This window comes from Reyranella sp., from assembly GCF_050185545.1.
Classification (GTDB): Bacteria; Pseudomonadota; Alphaproteobacteria; order Reyranellales; family Reyranellaceae; genus Reyranella.
Genome location: NZ_JBFWZI010000002.1, coordinates 12,242 through 27,003, shown reverse-complemented (window position 1 = coordinate 27,003; position 14,762 = coordinate 12,242). Strand labels below are relative to the sequence as shown.

General features: G+C 65.5%; 16 protein-coding genes. 11 read left to right on the top strand and 5 right to left on the bottom strand.

Annotation, left to right across the window (positions count from 1 at the left end; translation table 11 throughout):
- Positions 1-151: 151 nt before the first annotated feature.
- On the bottom strand, positions 152-1,276 hold the full coding sequence (locus AB7O82_RS00740) for a ferritin-like domain-containing protein (RefSeq protein ID WP_428543855.1): 1,125 nt from the start codon (positions 1,274-1,276) through the stop codon (positions 152-154).
- A gap of 155 nt (positions 1,277-1,431) precedes the next feature.
- Between AB7O82_RS00740 and purC the strand changes: the two genes are divergently transcribed.
- The 7 genes from purC (at position 1,432) to AB7O82_RS00705 (ending at position 6,701) form a co-directional block, all read left to right on the top strand.
- Complete coding sequence (purC, locus tag AB7O82_RS00735) at positions 1,432-2,196, top strand: phosphoribosylaminoimidazolesuccinocarboxamide synthase (protein WP_428543857.1); 765 nt, start codon at positions 1,432-1,434, stop codon at positions 2,194-2,196.
- 41 nt (positions 2,197-2,237) lie between these two features.
- Complete coding sequence (gene purS / locus AB7O82_RS00730) at positions 2,238-2,480, top strand: phosphoribosylformylglycinamidine synthase subunit PurS (RefSeq protein ID WP_428543859.1); 243 nt, start codon at positions 2,238-2,240, stop codon at positions 2,478-2,480.
- The gene (purQ, locus tag AB7O82_RS00725) at positions 2,480-3,169 is read left to right on the top strand and encodes a phosphoribosylformylglycinamidine synthase subunit PurQ (protein WP_428543861.1); all 690 of its coding nucleotides are present in this window, start codon (positions 2,480-2,482) and stop codon (positions 3,167-3,169) included. Before purS ends, purQ begins: the two co-directional genes overlap by 1 nt.
- Before the next feature lie 138 nt (positions 3,170-3,307).
- Complete coding sequence (gene purL, locus AB7O82_RS00720; protein WP_428543890.1) at positions 3,308-5,515, top strand: phosphoribosylformylglycinamidine synthase subunit PurL; 2,208 nt, start codon at positions 3,308-3,310, stop codon at positions 5,513-5,515.
- Between the two features lie 17 nt (positions 5,516-5,532).
- A complete protein-coding gene (locus AB7O82_RS00715; protein ID WP_428543863.1) occupies positions 5,533-5,769 on the top strand; it encodes a BolA/IbaG family iron-sulfur metabolism protein in 237 nt (78 codons plus the stop codon).
- A gap of 55 nt (positions 5,770-5,824) precedes the next feature.
- A complete protein-coding gene (grxD, locus tag AB7O82_RS00710) occupies positions 5,825-6,166 on the top strand; it encodes a Grx4 family monothiol glutaredoxin (RefSeq protein WP_428543865.1) in 342 nt (113 codons plus the stop codon).
- A 118-nt stretch (positions 6,167-6,284) separates the two neighbouring features.
- Positions 6,285-6,701, top strand: coding sequence for a DUF4143 domain-containing protein (locus AB7O82_RS00705; RefSeq protein ID WP_428618490.1), 417 nt, complete (start codon positions 6,285-6,287; stop codon positions 6,699-6,701).
- Between the two features lie 23 nt (positions 6,702-6,724).
- Here AB7O82_RS00705 and AB7O82_RS00700 read toward each other — a convergent pair whose 3' ends face one another.
- Complete coding sequence (locus AB7O82_RS00700) at positions 6,725-7,483, bottom strand: DODA-type extradiol aromatic ring-opening family dioxygenase (RefSeq protein ID WP_428543867.1); 759 nt, start codon at positions 7,481-7,483, stop codon at positions 6,725-6,727.
- A gap of 74 nt (positions 7,484-7,557) precedes the next feature.
- Between AB7O82_RS00700 and AB7O82_RS00695 the strand changes: the two genes are divergently transcribed.
- The 3 genes from AB7O82_RS00695 to AB7O82_RS00685 are packed head-to-tail and all read left to right on the top strand — an operon-like array spanning position 7,558 to position 9,973.
- Positions 7,558-9,132, top strand: coding sequence for an ABC transporter substrate-binding protein (locus AB7O82_RS00695; RefSeq protein WP_428543869.1), 1,575 nt, complete (start codon positions 7,558-7,560; stop codon positions 9,130-9,132).
- The gene (locus AB7O82_RS00690; protein WP_428618401.1) at positions 9,111-9,593 is read left to right on the top strand and encodes a hypothetical protein; all 483 of its coding nucleotides are present in this window, start codon (positions 9,111-9,113) and stop codon (positions 9,591-9,593) included. Before AB7O82_RS00695 ends, AB7O82_RS00690 begins: the two co-directional genes overlap by 22 nt.
- A complete protein-coding gene (locus tag AB7O82_RS00685) occupies positions 9,590-9,973 on the top strand; it encodes a winged helix-turn-helix transcriptional regulator (protein WP_428543872.1) in 384 nt (127 codons plus the stop codon). The genes AB7O82_RS00690 and AB7O82_RS00685 overlap by 4 nt, the downstream gene beginning before the upstream one ends.
- 183 nt (positions 9,974-10,156) lie before the next feature.
- Here AB7O82_RS00685 and AB7O82_RS00680 read toward each other — a convergent pair whose 3' ends face one another.
- Positions 10,157-11,188: an ABC transporter substrate-binding protein gene (locus tag AB7O82_RS00680; protein WP_428543874.1), complete on the bottom strand. Its 1,032-nt coding sequence runs from the start codon at positions 11,186-11,188 to the stop codon at positions 10,157-10,159.
- Between the two features lie 47 nt (positions 11,189-11,235).
- Here AB7O82_RS00680 and AB7O82_RS00675 point away from each other — a divergent pair, with 47 nt between their 5' ends.
- A complete protein-coding gene (locus AB7O82_RS00675) occupies positions 11,236-12,510 on the top strand; it encodes an FAD-dependent oxidoreductase (protein WP_428543876.1) in 1,275 nt (424 codons plus the stop codon).
- A 91-nt stretch (positions 12,511-12,601) separates the two neighbouring features.
- Here AB7O82_RS00675 and AB7O82_RS00670 read toward each other — a convergent pair whose 3' ends face one another.
- Positions 12,602-13,054 carry a nuclear transport factor 2 family protein gene (locus AB7O82_RS00670; RefSeq protein ID WP_428618398.1) on the bottom strand — a complete coding sequence of 151 codons (453 nt, stop codon included), beginning with the start codon at positions 13,052-13,054 and terminating at the stop codon, positions 12,602-12,604.
- A gap of 113 nt (positions 13,055-13,167) precedes the next feature.
- Entirely contained in the window at positions 13,168-14,733 is a 1,566-nt protein-coding gene (locus AB7O82_RS00665) for an ABC transporter substrate-binding protein (RefSeq protein ID WP_428543880.1), read from the bottom strand.
- Positions 14,734-14,762: the final 29 nt, after the last annotated feature.

The window sequence follows — 14,762 nt, the reverse complement described above, 5'->3', positions numbered from 1 at the left end:
GGCGACGGAGGGGTCAAGGATCTTCCGGACCGCTGGCGTCCCGCCCGCTCGGATTCATGAGCGGCGGGACGCCAGCGGTCCGGAAGACCATGACCCCTCCGTCCGCAAAGGCGCGGACACCTCAGCGAAGACGCTGGGAAGGAGAATGAGCTCACACCGTGGCGGGAATCATGTCCTTGCTGCTGATCCGCCTGCGTCTGGCGTTGATCTCGCGCAGGACCACCAGCATCTCCTCGGCGACGACGTCGCCCGGAATGCCGTCGCCCTCGGCCTCGAGCTCCTTCATGTCGACCCACACTGCGTAAAGCGGCGCCGTGCGGCTGGTGATGATGCCGGCATGCAGCAGCGTCTTGATCAGCACGCGGAAGATGTTGGTGTTTTCCTTGAGCTGGGCGCGGCGCTCCTCGTCGCCGAACGTCTCCTTGACCGCGTCGCGCACCCACTGCCAGTCGAGGCCGTATTTGCCGTAGATGACCTGCTTCTGCTCGGCATTGATCAGGTTGAACAGCAGCATCTGGAAGAGCTGCGCCGCCCAGTCCTCGACCTTCCTGTGCTCGTCTTCGCTGAGATGGCGGATGGTCTTTGCCGCCCAGATGCGACCGAAGCGATGATGGAAGGCCTCGTCACTCATCACCAGCTGCACCAGGCGACGCAACACCGGATCGTTGGTCTTGGCGTTGAGCGTGGCGAACGAGCCCATTGCCAGTCCCTCGATCAGCATCTGCATGCCGACGATCTTCTTGTAGACCTCCGGCGTGCTCACGAGGTCGGCCAGGACCGTCCGGATGGTCTTGCCGACGGGGAGCGGCTCGCCCCAGCGCTTGGCGATGTAGCGCGTGAACCCGGTGACGTGACGCGCCTCCTCTCGCGCCTGGTTGGCGGCGTATTCCTGGGCGCCCGGGTCGAGCAGGATGTGGCACAGGCTGGCCGACAGCGACAACGCCCCCTGCTCGCCATGCAGCAGGTTGGAAACCGACCAGTGGGTGACATCGTTGGCGAGCTGGATCTGCTGGCGCCCGTCGAGCCGATCCCGCACGGCGCTGCGCAGTTCCAGCACCATGTCGAGCGGCACAATCGGCGTCGTCGCCATGTCGAACGGCATCTCGAAATCGATGTAGGCCTTGTCCAGCGGGTCCCAGAAATGGTCGTGCGTGGCCGAGATGATGCCGTCGAAGGCGTCGCTGCGCCGGCCGTAGCGCGGCACCTCGAGCATCGCCGAGAAATCCTCGGGTCCGACAGCATCATAGGCCTTGTCGTAGGTAATTTGCTGGGCCATGTGGAGACTCCTACAAACCGGCAAATATGACGTACGTGTCACCTTTTTCAATGGATTTTTCCCCCGTCCCGGCGCATGGGACTTCCGCCATAGTCCGCCCCACCGGCGGGGGCCCCAATGGGGCGGGTTCCTTGCGGCCCGCCAAGGAGTAAGAGATGTCCCGCCGCCGTCGCATCTACGAGGGCAAGGCCAAGACCTTGTACGAAGGACCAGAGCCCGGGACGATCGTCCAGTATTTCAAGGACGATGCCACCGCGTTCAACAACCAGAAGAAGGGCACGATCACCGGCAAGGGCGTGATCAACAACCGCATCTCCGAGTTCCTGATGACCAAGCTCGGCGAGATCGGCGTGCCGACCCACTTCATCCGCCGGCTCAACATGCGCGAGCAGCTCATCCGACAGGTCGAGATGATCCCGCTCGAGGTGGTGGTGCGCAATGTCGCAGCCGACTCGTTCGCCAAGCGCTTCGGTCTCGAGGAGGGTACCCAGCTGCCGCGCTCGATCATGGAGTTCTTCTACAAGAACGACACGCTGGGCGATCCCATGGTGACCGAGGAGCACATCACGGCCTTCGGCTGGGCGACACCCCAGGACCTCGACGACATCGTCGCCCTGACCCTGCGCGTCAACGACTTCCTCTTCGGTCTGTTTCTCGGTTGCGGCATCAAGCTGATCGACTTCAAGGTCGAGTTCGGCCGCCTGTACGAGGACGACATGGTCCGGATCGTGCTGGCCGACGAGATCAGCCCCGATTCGTGCCGGTTATGGGACCTCAGGACCAACGAGAAGATGGACAAGGACCGTTTCCGCCGCGACCTCGGAAAGGTCGAGGAGGCCTACCAGGAAGTGGCCCGTCGGCTCGGTATCCTGATCGACCAGGGGCCGGGGGACGTCCGTGGCCCGACGACCATGCAATAGAGACGATTGCGCAGCACAGAGGCGAGCAGCAAAGAGGCGACATGAAAGCCAGAGTTCACGTGACCCTGAAGAACGGCGTGCTTGATCCGCAGGGCAAGGCGATCGGCCACTCCCTCAACCGGCTGGGCTTCGCCGAGGTGGGCGATGTCCGCCAGGGCAAGTTCATCGAGCTTGAGCTCGCCGAGACGGACAAGACCAGGGCCAGGGCGCGGCTCGACGAGATGTGCCGCAAGCTTCTGGCCAACACGGTGATCGAGAACTACTCGATCGAGCTGGTGGGCTGATGAAATCGGCCGTTCTCGTCTTCCCCGGATCGAACCGCGAAGTCGACGTCGCCCAGGCGATCGAGCTGGTCACCGGCCGCAAGCCGCAGATGGTGTGGCACGGCGACGGCGACTTCGAGAAGACCGACCTGATCGTCGTGCCCGGCGGCTTTTCCTACGGCGACTACCTGCGCTGCGGCGCCATGGCCGCACAGTCGCCGGTGATGGCCGAGGTCAAGCGCCGGGCCGCCCAGGGCGTGCCTGTGCTGGCGATCTGCAACGGCTTCCAGATCGTCACCGAAGCGGGCCTGCTGCCGGGTACCCTGATGCGCAACGCCCATCTGAAATTCGTCTGTCGCGACGTGCATCTCAAGGTCGAGACCAGCCAGAGCCTGTTCACCAACCGCTACCAGTCGGGCCAGGTGATCCGCGTTCCGGTCGCCCATGCCGAGGGCAACTATTTCGCCAGCGAGGACACGTTGAAGGAGCTCGAGGATCGCGGCCAGGTGGCGTTCCGCTACTGCGCGCCGGACGGTACCGTGGACATCGAAGGCAACCCGAACGGCTCGATCCGCAATATTGCCGGCGTGTTCAACGAAACCAAGACGGTGATGGGCCTGATGCCGCATCCGGAGAATGCGGTCGAGCCGATGTTCGGCGGCTGCGACGGCCGCGCCCTGTTCGAAGGCCTGGTCGACGCCCTGTCATGACGACCCCTTCGTGGACCGCGGGCGTCTCGCCCGCTCATGGGAAGACCGGGCGAGACGCCCGCGGTCCAGAAGAAGCGCCACTGGAGGGGCGCGCCCCCAGCCATGAGGTCTGACTCTCACGTGATCCCCCCCGTCAAGCTGCCCAACGAGCCGGTCATCACGCCGCAGGTCATTGCCGAGCACGGCCTGTCGCCCGACGAGTACCAGCGCGTGCTCGCGATCATGGGCCGCACGCCCACCATGGTGGAACTCGGCATCTTCTCGGCCATGTGGAGCGAGCACTGCTCCTACAAATCCTCCAAGGTATGGCTCCGGAAGCTGCCGACCAGGGCGCCCTGGGTGATCCAGGGGCCGGGCGAGAATGCCGGCGTGATCGACATCGGCGACGGCCAGGCCGCCATCTTCAAGATGGAGAGCCATAACCATCCCTCCTACATCGAGCCCTACCAGGGTGCGGCTACCGGAGTCGGCGGAATCCTGCGCGACGTCTTCACGATGGGTGCCAGGCCCGTTGCCAACCTGAACGCGTTGCGCTTCGGCGACCCCAGCCATCCCAAGACCCGGCATCTCGTGTCGGGCGTGGTGGCCGGCATCGGCGGCTACGGCAACTGCATGGGCATCCCGACGGTCGGCGGCGAGACCAATTTCCACTCCGCCTACAACGGCAACATCCTGGTCAATGCCATGACGGTAGGCATCGCGCCGACCGACCGCATCTTCTATGCCGCGGCCGCGGGCGTCGGCAACCCGCTGGTCTATGTCGGCTCCAAGACCGGCCGCGACGGCATCCACGGCGCCACCATGGCCTCGACCGAGTTCTCCGAGGACAGCGAGGAGAAGCGGCCGACGGTGCAGGTCGGGGACCCTTTCGTGGAGAAGCTTCTGCTCGAGGCGTGCCTCGAACTGATGGCCACCGACGCCATCGTGGCGATCCAGGACATGGGTGCGGCCGGCCTCACCTCCTCCTCGTTCGAGATGGCGGCCAAGGGCGGGCTGGGCGTGATCGTCGAGCTCGACAAGGTGCCGATGCGCGAGACCGGCATGAACCCCTACGAGCTCATGCTGTCGGAAAGCCAGGAGCGCATGCTGATCGTGCTAAAGCCCGGCCGCGAGGCACTGGCACGCAGCATCTTCGAGAAATGGGAGCTCGACTTCGCGGTGATCGGCCATCTCACCGACTCCGGGCGCATGGTGCTGTCCTGGCACGGTGACATCGTCGGCAACATCCCGATCCCGCCGCTGGTCACCGAGGCGCCGGTCTACGAGCGGCCGTGGACCTTGACGCCCCTGCCGCCGGTGCTGGCCGCGTCGGACGTGCCGGCGCCCGGCGACTGGAATTCCTCGCTGATTGCCCTGATGAGCTGTCCCGACCTCGCCAGCAAGGCGTGGATCTGGCACCAGTACGATCACTTGATCATGGGCAACACGGCAATCCGGCCGCAGGACGGTGACGCAGCGCTCGTCCGCGTTCCTGGTGGCCACAAAGGCCTCGCCATGACATCGGATTGCACGCCGCGCTACGTGCAGGCCCATCCCGAGACCGGCGGCCGGCAGGCCGTCGCCGAGGCGTGGCGCAACATCACCGCCGTCGGCGCCCGGCCGCTTGCCGTCACCGACAACATGAACTTCGGCAATCCGCAGAAGCCCGAGATCATGGGCCAGTTTGCGGGTGCCATCATGGGCATGGCCGAGGCCTGCCAGGCGCTCGACTTCCCCGTCGTGTCCGGCAATGTCTCGCTCTACAACGAGACCGAGGGCAAACCGATCCTGCCGACGCCGACCATCGGTGCAGTCGGCGTCATCGACGACATCGCCTGTGCCGTCGGCTCGCGCATTACCACGGACGGTCTCGCCATCGTGCTGGTCGGCGAGACGACGGGCTGGCTCGGCCAGTCGCTCTATCTGCGCGAGGCGTGCGGCCGCGAGGACGGCGCGCCGCCGCCGGTCAATCTGGCGATCGAGCGGCGTAACGGTGATTTCGTGCGCGCCCAGATCGCCAACCGCCGGATCGTTGCCTGTCACGATCTCAGCGACGGCGGCCTCCTGGTGGCGCTGGCCGAGATGTGCCTGGCCGGCGGCACCGGTGTGGAAGTCGCTCTGCCCGCCGGCAACGCCGTGCCGTCGCATGCGTTTTTGTATGGCGAGGATCAAGCCCGCTATCTCGTCGCCTGCAATTCCGGCGAGGAGATGGTCCAGGCGGCACAGGCGGCCGGTGTGCCGGCGACGGTTCTGGGCTACTCCGGCGGCGCCACGCTCGCCGTCAGGGGGGTGCTCTCCCTGTCCCTGGGCGAGCTGCGATCGGCCCACGAAGCGTGGCTGCCCGCCTACATGAACGCAACGGAATAGCGCAGGAAAAGCAAGCAATGCCGATGGCCGCCCAAGACATCGTCCGCCTGATCCAGGAAGGCATTCCCGGCGCCCAGGTCGAGATCCAGGACCTCGCCGGGGACGGTGACCACTACGCCGCCACGGTCGTCGCGGCGGCCTTCGCCGGCAAGTCCAAGGTGCAGCAGCACCAGATGGTCTACAACGCATTGGGCGGCCGGATGGGCGGCGTCCTGCATGCTCTCAAGTTGACCACCATGGCGCCCAAGCCGTAACGGCCCTATATTAAGTCCAAGACCGCGCCCGTTGGGCGCTCACAGGAGACCGAACATGAGCGAACCCCAGGTGTTCGAGCGCATCCGCGACGAGATTTCCAAGAACGACGTGTTGCTGTTCATGAAGGGCACGCCGGTTTTCCCGCAGTGCGGCTTCTCGGCTGCCGTCGTCGACGTGCTGAGCGAGCTCGGCGTCAAGTTCCACGGCGTGAACATCCTGGTCGACCAGGAGCTTCGCCAGGGCATCAAGGAATTCAGCCAGTGGCCGACCATCCCCCAACTCTACGTCAAGGGTGAGTTCGTCGGCGGCTGCGACATCGTGCGCGAGATGTTCGAGACTGGCGAGCTCGAGCAGCTGTTCAAGGAAAAGGGCGTCACGCTGGCCCACGCGGCTTAGGCAGGCGGTTCCGCGAAAAGAAAAAGGTCCCTCGCGGCGCTGGGAGTGACACCGGTATTGTCATCCCAGCGCCGCGAGGGACTTTTCTGTTAGAGATCGAGCGCCGCCCACCGCCAGCATTTCTGGACGTTGCCTTCGACGGCGGAGTCCGGCCTGGACTTCAAGCGATCACGACGAACCTCGTCGAACGCGTTCTGGCGGGGGACTTTCCCGAAGCGCTGGCACGGCCGACACCCGTGCGCCGGAGAGGCTGAAGGCGATCGCTCTTTCAGGCGAGCGCACGAGCCTCACCCACTATCGCGACAAGGATCAGGCGAAGGTCGATTTCGTGTTCGAGAGAACCCCGGGAAGGATTGTCGGCATCGAGGTGAAAGCGTCGGCAACCATTCGACCGCAAGACTTCAGGGGCCTGATAAGTCTCAAGGAGGCGGCTGGCGAGGCGTTCGCCATGGGTATCCTGCTGCACGACGGCGCGCGCGTGATGCCCTATGGCGACCGGTTGGCTGCAGCGCCGATCTTGAGCCTATGGCTGTAAGGCCGGCGGTGACTCGAGCCGGATCAGGCGAACGCATACGACGCCATCGACAAGTTGCCGAGGGTGAAACTCCGGTGCAGCGGGCGGCCACGGGCGCCTTCGCCGGCCGCCCCGTAGGCCACGTGCAATGGCAGCAGGTGCTCGTCGGAGGGGTGATTTTCCTCGGCATAGGGAGCCCGCGAGCGGTAGTCGGCCAGCGCCGCCTCGTCTCCGCGCGCCACGGCGTCGGCGAGCCAGTCGTCGAATGCCCGCGCCCACGGCTCAGGCTCGGGGCTGGTGCCGTGCCGCACCAGGGCGCGCAGATTGTGGGTGGCGCTGCCCGACCCCATCACCAGCACGCCTTCATCGCGCAGCGGCGCGAGCTTTCGCCCGAGCGCTATGTGATGCGCCGGGCTCTCCTCGGGCTGGACGGACAGCTGGAAGATCGGGATGTCGGCCTCGGGCCAACCCAGCATGGCCGGCACCCAGGCGCCATGGTCCAGTCCGCGATGCGGATCGTGGGCGGCGCCGGTCAGGCTGGCGACGCGCTCGGCCAGCGCCGGCGCGCCGGGCGCCTCGTAGCGCAGCTGATAGAGCGCATCGGGAAAGCCATAGAAGTCATGGATGGTGCCCGGCCGGTGGGCCAGGGACACCGCCGGCACGTCGGTACCCCAATGCGCCGACACGGCGATGATGGCGGTAGGCTTCGGCAGTTCCTTGCCGAGCAACGCCAGGAAACCGCGCGCCGGCACGTCGTTCAGGATCAGGGTCGGAGAGCCGTGCGACACAAAGATCGTTGGCATGGACATCGCTTTATTCCTCATGCGGCCCGTGGCAGCCTGTGTGCAATCGGGTTCGAAGACAAGGGTGTGTCGACATGTTGAGATTCTTGCGCAGATGGCTGGTCGTCGCGGCCTGCCTGGCTTTGCCGATCGCCGCCGCACCGGCTGGCGCCCAGACGCTGAAGCTGGTCGCCCATTCCGACCTCAAGGTGCTCGATCCCATCTGGACCACGGCATTCATCACGCGCAACCACGGATACATGATCTACGACGTGCTGTTTGCCAGGGACGAGCAGCTCCGGGTCCAGCCGCAGATGGTCGATAAGTACGACATCTCGGCCGACAAGCTCACCTGGACCTTCACCCTGCGCGACGGCCTGGAATGGCACGACGGCACGCCGGTCACCTCGGAGGACTGCATCGCCTCGATCAAGCGCTGGGGGGCGCGCGACGCCCTCGGTCAGCAGCTCATGGCCTCGGTCGGCGAGATGAAGGCGGTCGACGCCAAGACCTTCCAGATCGTGCTCAAGGAACCGTTCGGCCTGGTGCTCGACGCACTCGGCAAGCCCTCCTCCACGGTGCCGTTCATGATGCCCAAGCGGGTGGCCGAGACCGACCCGTACAAGCAGATCGCCGACTATACCGGCTCGGGCCCGTTCATCTTCAAGAAGGACGAATGGAAGCCAGGCGAGAAGGTCGTCTACGTCAAGAATCCGAAGTACAAGCCGCGCGCCGAGCCGCCGTCGATGCTGGCCGGCGGCAAGGTGGTCAGGGTCGACCGTGTCGAATGGATCGCCGTCAGCGACCCCCTCACCGCCGTCAATGCCCTGCAGCAGGGCGAGATCGACGTCCTCGAGGTGGCGGTGACCGATCTCTTCCCGATGATGAAGGCCGACAAGAACATCGCGCTCTACGGCTGGAACGCGCTCGGCAGCCAGATGATCATGCGCTTCAACCACCTTCATCCGCCATTCAACAACGTCAAGGCACGCCAGGCGGCGATGTATGCCGTCGCCCAGGAGGATTTCCTGCGCGCCCAAATCGGCGATCCCGAGATTTACCGTGTCTGCAACGCCCCGCTGGTTTGCGGCTCGCCCTACGAGAAGAGCTACGGCGATCTCCTGGTCAAACCCAATCTCGACAAGGCCCGTCAGCTCCTCAAGGAAAGCGGTTATGACGGCACGCCGATCGTCATGATGCAGGCGACCGACCTGCAATCGGCGAACCAGCTGCCGCCGGTCGGCAAGCAGGCCCTGGAGAGGATTGGCTTCAAGGTCGACCTTCAGGCGATGGATTGGCAGACCCTGGTCGCACGCCGCGCCAAAAAGGATGCCCCCGACAAGGGCGGCTGGAATATCTTCTACACCACCACCGTCACCGCGGGCGCCGAAGACCCGGCCGGCAACGCCTTCACAAGCGGCGGCTGCGACAAGGCGTGGTTCGGTTGGCCTTGCGATCCGGAAATGGAGAAACTGCGTGCCAGCTATGCCCGCGAGAACGACGCGGAGAAGCGCAAGCAGGTCGCGCTCGCCGTGTCCGATCGCGTCATGGACCAGGCAAGCTACATCGTGCTCGGCCAATACAAAGCATTCGGCGCTTATCGCAAGGACCGCATCTCGGGCTGGCTGGCCGGCCCGGTGCCGGTGTGGTGGAACGTCACCAAGAAGTAGCACTTCTCGGAGCGACGACATCCGGTAGGCTCTCTCCTGCCGGATGTCACAGCCGGATCATCTGCGCCGCCCTGGCCAGCGGCTCCTCCTGCCAGCGCACTATCGCCTCGGGTCCGCTGCCTGACCAGCGCCTGCATGGTGCGAAAGTCCCGGCGACGATTTCCCTCGACATCCTGATCGCATGGGCCCGGGCCATGGCGTTCCACCAAGGCACCGAGCCGGTCGAGAATCTCCGCCGGGCTTTTGGAGTGGTCGAAACCCATCTGCAGTCTGAGCCCTACTCTGACCATGCCATGCCGCAGGGCAAGGATCTGGACCTCCAATTCTTTGATTTTACTGGGGAAAGCGGCTTTCCGTTGCGGCAGCCTGGTTGCTTACGCAAAGTGACTGGAACAATCTCGGCGGCGCACTATATAACTTCTAGTAAGTACCCATTCGTCACCGAAGAGGTGATCAGATGACTGCCGCCGAAGCCCACGGCAAGGAAAGCGCGTCCTGCCCCATGGACTTCATCCTGCGCATGCTGATGGGGCCGTGGACGACGTACATTCTCTACAACCTCAAGACCCACGGGCCGCAGCGCTTCGGCCAGCTCAAGCGCCGCGTGTCGGGCATCTCGGCCAAGATGCTGACCGAACGGCTACGCACCCTCGAAGGCGCAGGTCTGGTACGACGCGACTACGAGGCGACCATCCCGCCCAAGGTCACCTACTCGCTCACGCACCGCGGCCACGAGCTCGACGAGGTGATGGGCAAGCTCGCCGAAATCGGCACCCGTTGGGGCGAGGAGGACGCCGCCCTGCGGGCCGCCCGATCCGTGGAGCTGAAGGCAGCGGAGTGATGCTTTCTATCCCTCCCCCGTCGTTGGACGTCGTTGGGGGAGGTGGCCCGTAGCCGGAGGGGAAATCCTCAGGCTAGGCTCATGAAGTTCCGACGTCGAAATCTCATGGATCTCAACTGAGGCTTTCCCCCCTCCGCCCCCTTGCGGGGGCACCTCCTCCGATTCGGGGAAGGAAGTTGAGGCTCATTTCCCTGGCACGTTGAAGTGGCCCTGGATGAAGCTGAGATCGATGAACGATTTCGGATTGGCGTCGCGGGCGACCTGGCCGGTCGATTGCCAGAACGCGACCTGCTTGTAGATGTCGCCGACATCGAGCCGGCCTTCCGGGTCGATGAAGGGCAACCCGGCGGCAACCCGGTCCGGTGGCTGCTTGAGCACGGTCGACAGGATGCCGATCATCTCGTCGTAGTTGGGACCGGGCACCAGCTTGCCGTTCTCGCGCTTGCCGAATGCCAGGTGATAGGCGGCGGCACCGCGCCGATAGCCGACGAGGAACTTCTCGACCAGGGGCCGGCGGTCGGCGACGGTCTTGGGCGAGGTGAACACCGCGCCGAGCTGCCATGGCACCTCGTCGCCGACATAGGCGATCGGCTTGCCGTTGCCCTCCGCCTCGACCTGGCGAAATGTGGTGATCGGGAACACGGCGGCGTCGACCTGGCCGCCCTTGAACGCCGCCACCATGTTGGGGATCGTCTGCAATGCCACGATGGTGAGCGCCTTGGTGTCGACGCCGTGCTTGCGCGCGACGATCTCGAGCGAGTAGTGAACCGAGGAGCCGACCGTGGTCACGGCGACCCGCTTGCCAACGAGGTCCTTGACGCTGCGCACGCCGGCATCCCATGCCGCATTGGTGACGGCGATGACGTTGAGCTGGTAGCCCGGACGCTCGGCGCTTTGCGCCGCCACCACGACCAGGCCACCCTTGGCGGCAAGATTGAAGAAGCCCGCGGTGAAGGCGGTGACACCGAGATCGGCATCGCCCGACACGACGGCCAACGGCACCTGGGCCGCCGACTGGAAATCCTTCATCGTAAGGTCGAGGCCCGCCTCCTTGAACCAGCCCTTCTCCTGGGCGATGAAGATCGGCCCCGACGAGGAAAGGCGGAGCAGCGCGATGGTCGCCTTGGTCAGACCCTGGGCGCCGACCGGGCGCGCCGCGGACAGCGCAATCAGCCCGCCCAGCGTCGTGCGGCGGGTCATGGAATGTCGAAGCACCGAATCCTCCCGTTCTTCCCTGAGCCGGAGTATGGTCGGTTTGCACAATGAATCCCATCGAATGTGACGTCCTGGCCAGCGGCGGCGGCATGGCGGGCACGGTCGCCGCCGTCGCCGCTGCCCGCCAGGGTGCGCGTACCGTGCTGTTCGAGCGCCACGGCTTCCTGGGCGGCGCCGCCACGGCGGGCGCGGTCGGTCAGTTCGTCGGCTGGGAGACGCGCTCCGGACGGCGCGTCATCGCCGGCATCGCCGAGGAGATCGTCGAGCGGCTGCAGAAGGCCGGCGCCAGCACCGGCCATGGTTCCTTCATCATGTCGACCGGCCATCGCATGGACCGGGTCGAGTACGACACCGAGATCCTCAAGGTCGTGCTCGACGAGATCGCCTACGAGGCCGGCGTGCGCGTGCTGCTGCACAGCCAGCTCGCCCAGGCGAGCCGGCGCGGCCGGGCGATCGGCTCGGCCACCCTGCTCACCAAGGGCGGTCTTCTCGACGTCCGCGCCCGCGTCTTCATCGACGCGTCGGGTGATCTCGACCTGATGGCGCGGGTCGGCGCTCCTTTCCTGGTGCTCGAGGCCGGCGAGAGCCTGCAGCCCGCGACCATGATGTTCCGCCTGGGGCCGATCGACTTCGCCCTGTTCGACGACATGAGCTTCGAGGCCAAGGCGGCGCTGTCGGCGCGCGGCGTCGCCGAGGGCGCGCTGCCGCGAGCGGCGCTGCATTGCAGCCGGGTGCCAGGCAGCGACGACGGCTGGTTCAATGTCACCCGAATCGCGATCGACGCCAGTGACCCGTTCGCCCTTTCGGACGGAGAGCGCGAGGGCAGGCGCCAGGCGCTGGCTGCCGCGCGCTTCATCGCCACCCATGTGCCGGGCTGCAGCCGGGCGCGGCTGGTGTCCTTCGCCCCGCAGCTCGGCATCCGCGAGACGCGACGCATCGCCGGCCTCGCGACGCTCACCGCCGACGACCTGCGCAACGGTGCCGAGTTCATCGACGCCATGGCGCTCGGCGCCTATCCGATCGACGTGCATCATGCCGGCGGCGCCGCCATTACCTTCGAGGAGCTGGGTCCCGACCACGTCTATGCCCTGCCCTATCGCATCGCCGTCCCGCAGGGTCTCGACAACGTGCTGGTGGCGGGCCGCGGCCTGTCGGCGACGCACGAGGCGCACGGCGCCATCCGGGTGATGCCGACCGCCATGGCGGTTGCGCACGCCGTCGGCACCGCCGCGGCCCTCACCGCCGCCTCCAACCAGCCGGCCGCTTCCCTGGACCCGGCGACCCTGCGCGAGAAGCTCAGGGCCGCGGGGGCAATTCTGTAACTCTCATTGGACAAAGCTCATGGCTGGGAGCGCGCCACCCCTGTGGCGTTCATGCTCTTCATTTGGACCGCGGGCGTCTCGCCCGCTCTTCTCATGAGATGAGCCATGAGCGGGCGAGACGCCCGCGGTCCAAGGAAGAGTCATGAGCGATGAGCAGCATCGGAGTGGCGAAACGCGGCCGCCAGCTGGGCAGTGTCCTCGAGCACGCGGAACGAGGCGATCTTGCCGCCGCGGATGCCGAACACCATCGCCCAGTCGCTGCCGAAGATGCGACTCGTCGCCTGGCCTTGCCCGTCCAGGCGCCAGTCGCCACGACCTCGTTGCCGACCGCCAGCACATGCACCGGCTGCCAGCTCGAGACTTCGACATTCTCGCCGATCCTGTTGAAGAACCGGGCGACGCCCTCCGGCCCCTTGTAGGCGCCGCCATAGGGGACCTCGCTGTTGCCGGGATGGCACCAATCCACGTCACCGCTCACTTGCGCGACGATGAATGCCGCATCGCCGCGGCCGAACGCGTCGAAACAATCCCTGACCAGCTTCACGCTATCCGTCATGCCAAGCCTCCATTGTCTGGCACGACGAATACGACCTGCCGACTGCGGCGGACCGCGCACGCAATTTCATATCAGCGTGACACGATGCGCCAGCCGGCGCCCTATTTCTTTGTCACGCCCCAGAACGTCGTGACAGGCGGCGGCGGGGACCGGGTCCCGATGTTGCTGCGCACCGCCGAGACTCCGCGCCATTCACCGAGATGGACGTGCGTGACGATCTCCACGAAGCGGCGCTGCACTTCTTCGGCTGCCTTCTTCTTCTCCTCGGGCGTCGCCGCCTGTACATAGGCGTCGCGCAGCTTCTCCATTGCCTCGTCACACGGCCAGCCGGCACGCGCCTTGTCGCAGGTCGCCGCCAGATAGGGCGTCATCAGCGGATCGAGAATGTCGACCTGAGACCAGCTGGTGGCGAAGGCGGTCCAGCCGCCCTCCGACGGTAGGCCCTTCTTGGTGACGAGGCGGTTGACCATGGACGTCCAGTCCATCGCCTGCACCTCGACCTTGAAGCCCGCGCGCTCGAGTTGCGCCTTGGCAACGATCGGCAGCTGCTTGATGACGTTGAGATCGGCGGGCTGCGGCATCACCACGACGGTGCCGTCGTAGCCTGCCTCCTTCAGCATCTCGCGAGCGCGCTGGGCGTTGCCGTTCAGCACGTTCTCCATCGCGACCTCGGAGGCGAGCGGCGTACCGCAGGTGAACAGCGCCTTGCAGGTCCGGTAGAAGCGCTTGTCGCCGATATTGGCCTGCAGGAACTCCTCCTGCGAAAGCGCCACCATCGCCGCCTGGCGGATCTTCACGTTGTTGAACGGCGGGATCAGCCAGTTCATGCGGAAGACGTATTGGTTGGACGTGCTGCCGGTGATGATGCGGATGTCCTTGTCGCTTTCGAGCAGCGGCAGCGAGTCGTAGTTGACGCTCTCGATCATGTCGATCTCGCCGCGCTGCAGGGCATTCACCTGGGTCTCGGTGTCGGGGATCCAGACCCATTCCACGCGACCGACGCCGACCACCTTGCCGCCGGCCAGACCCGAGGCGGGCTCGGAGCGCGGCTTGTACCTGGTGTTCTTCACATAGACCGTCTTCTCGCCGGGTTTCCATTCGTCCTTCTTGAAGACGAACGGGCCCGAGCCGGTGTAGTCCTCGATCTGCTTGTACGGGTCTGTCTCGGCGACTCGCTTGGGCATCATGAACGGCACCACCACCGACGGCTTGCCGATCGATTCGATCACCTGGCCGAACTTGTCCTTGAGCACGAGCTGGAAGGTCCTGGGATCGACGACCTTGTACTCCTGCAGTGCCTGCGAGAGCTTGAGCCCCATCGAATCGCGCACCGCCCAGCGCTTGAGCGAGGCCACGCAATCCTCGGCCGTGACCGGCGTGCCGTCGTGCCATTCCAACCCGTCACGCAGCTTGAAGGTCCAGGTCTTGCCGTCGTCGCTGGTGGTCCAGCTCTCGACCATCTGCGGCTTGATCTGGAACTTCTCGTCCATCGCGAACAGAGTATCGTAGACCATGTAGCCGTGGTTGCGCACGATGTAGGCGCCGCTCCAGATCGGATCGAGCACCTTCAGATCGGAGTGCATGACCACACGCAGGGTCTGGGCCGAGGCGACCGATGTCGCCAAGGCCGCGAGGCCGCTCAGGAAGGCGAGAAGAAGTCGCTGCATGACTACCCCCAAAGCTTGCGAACGCAGGA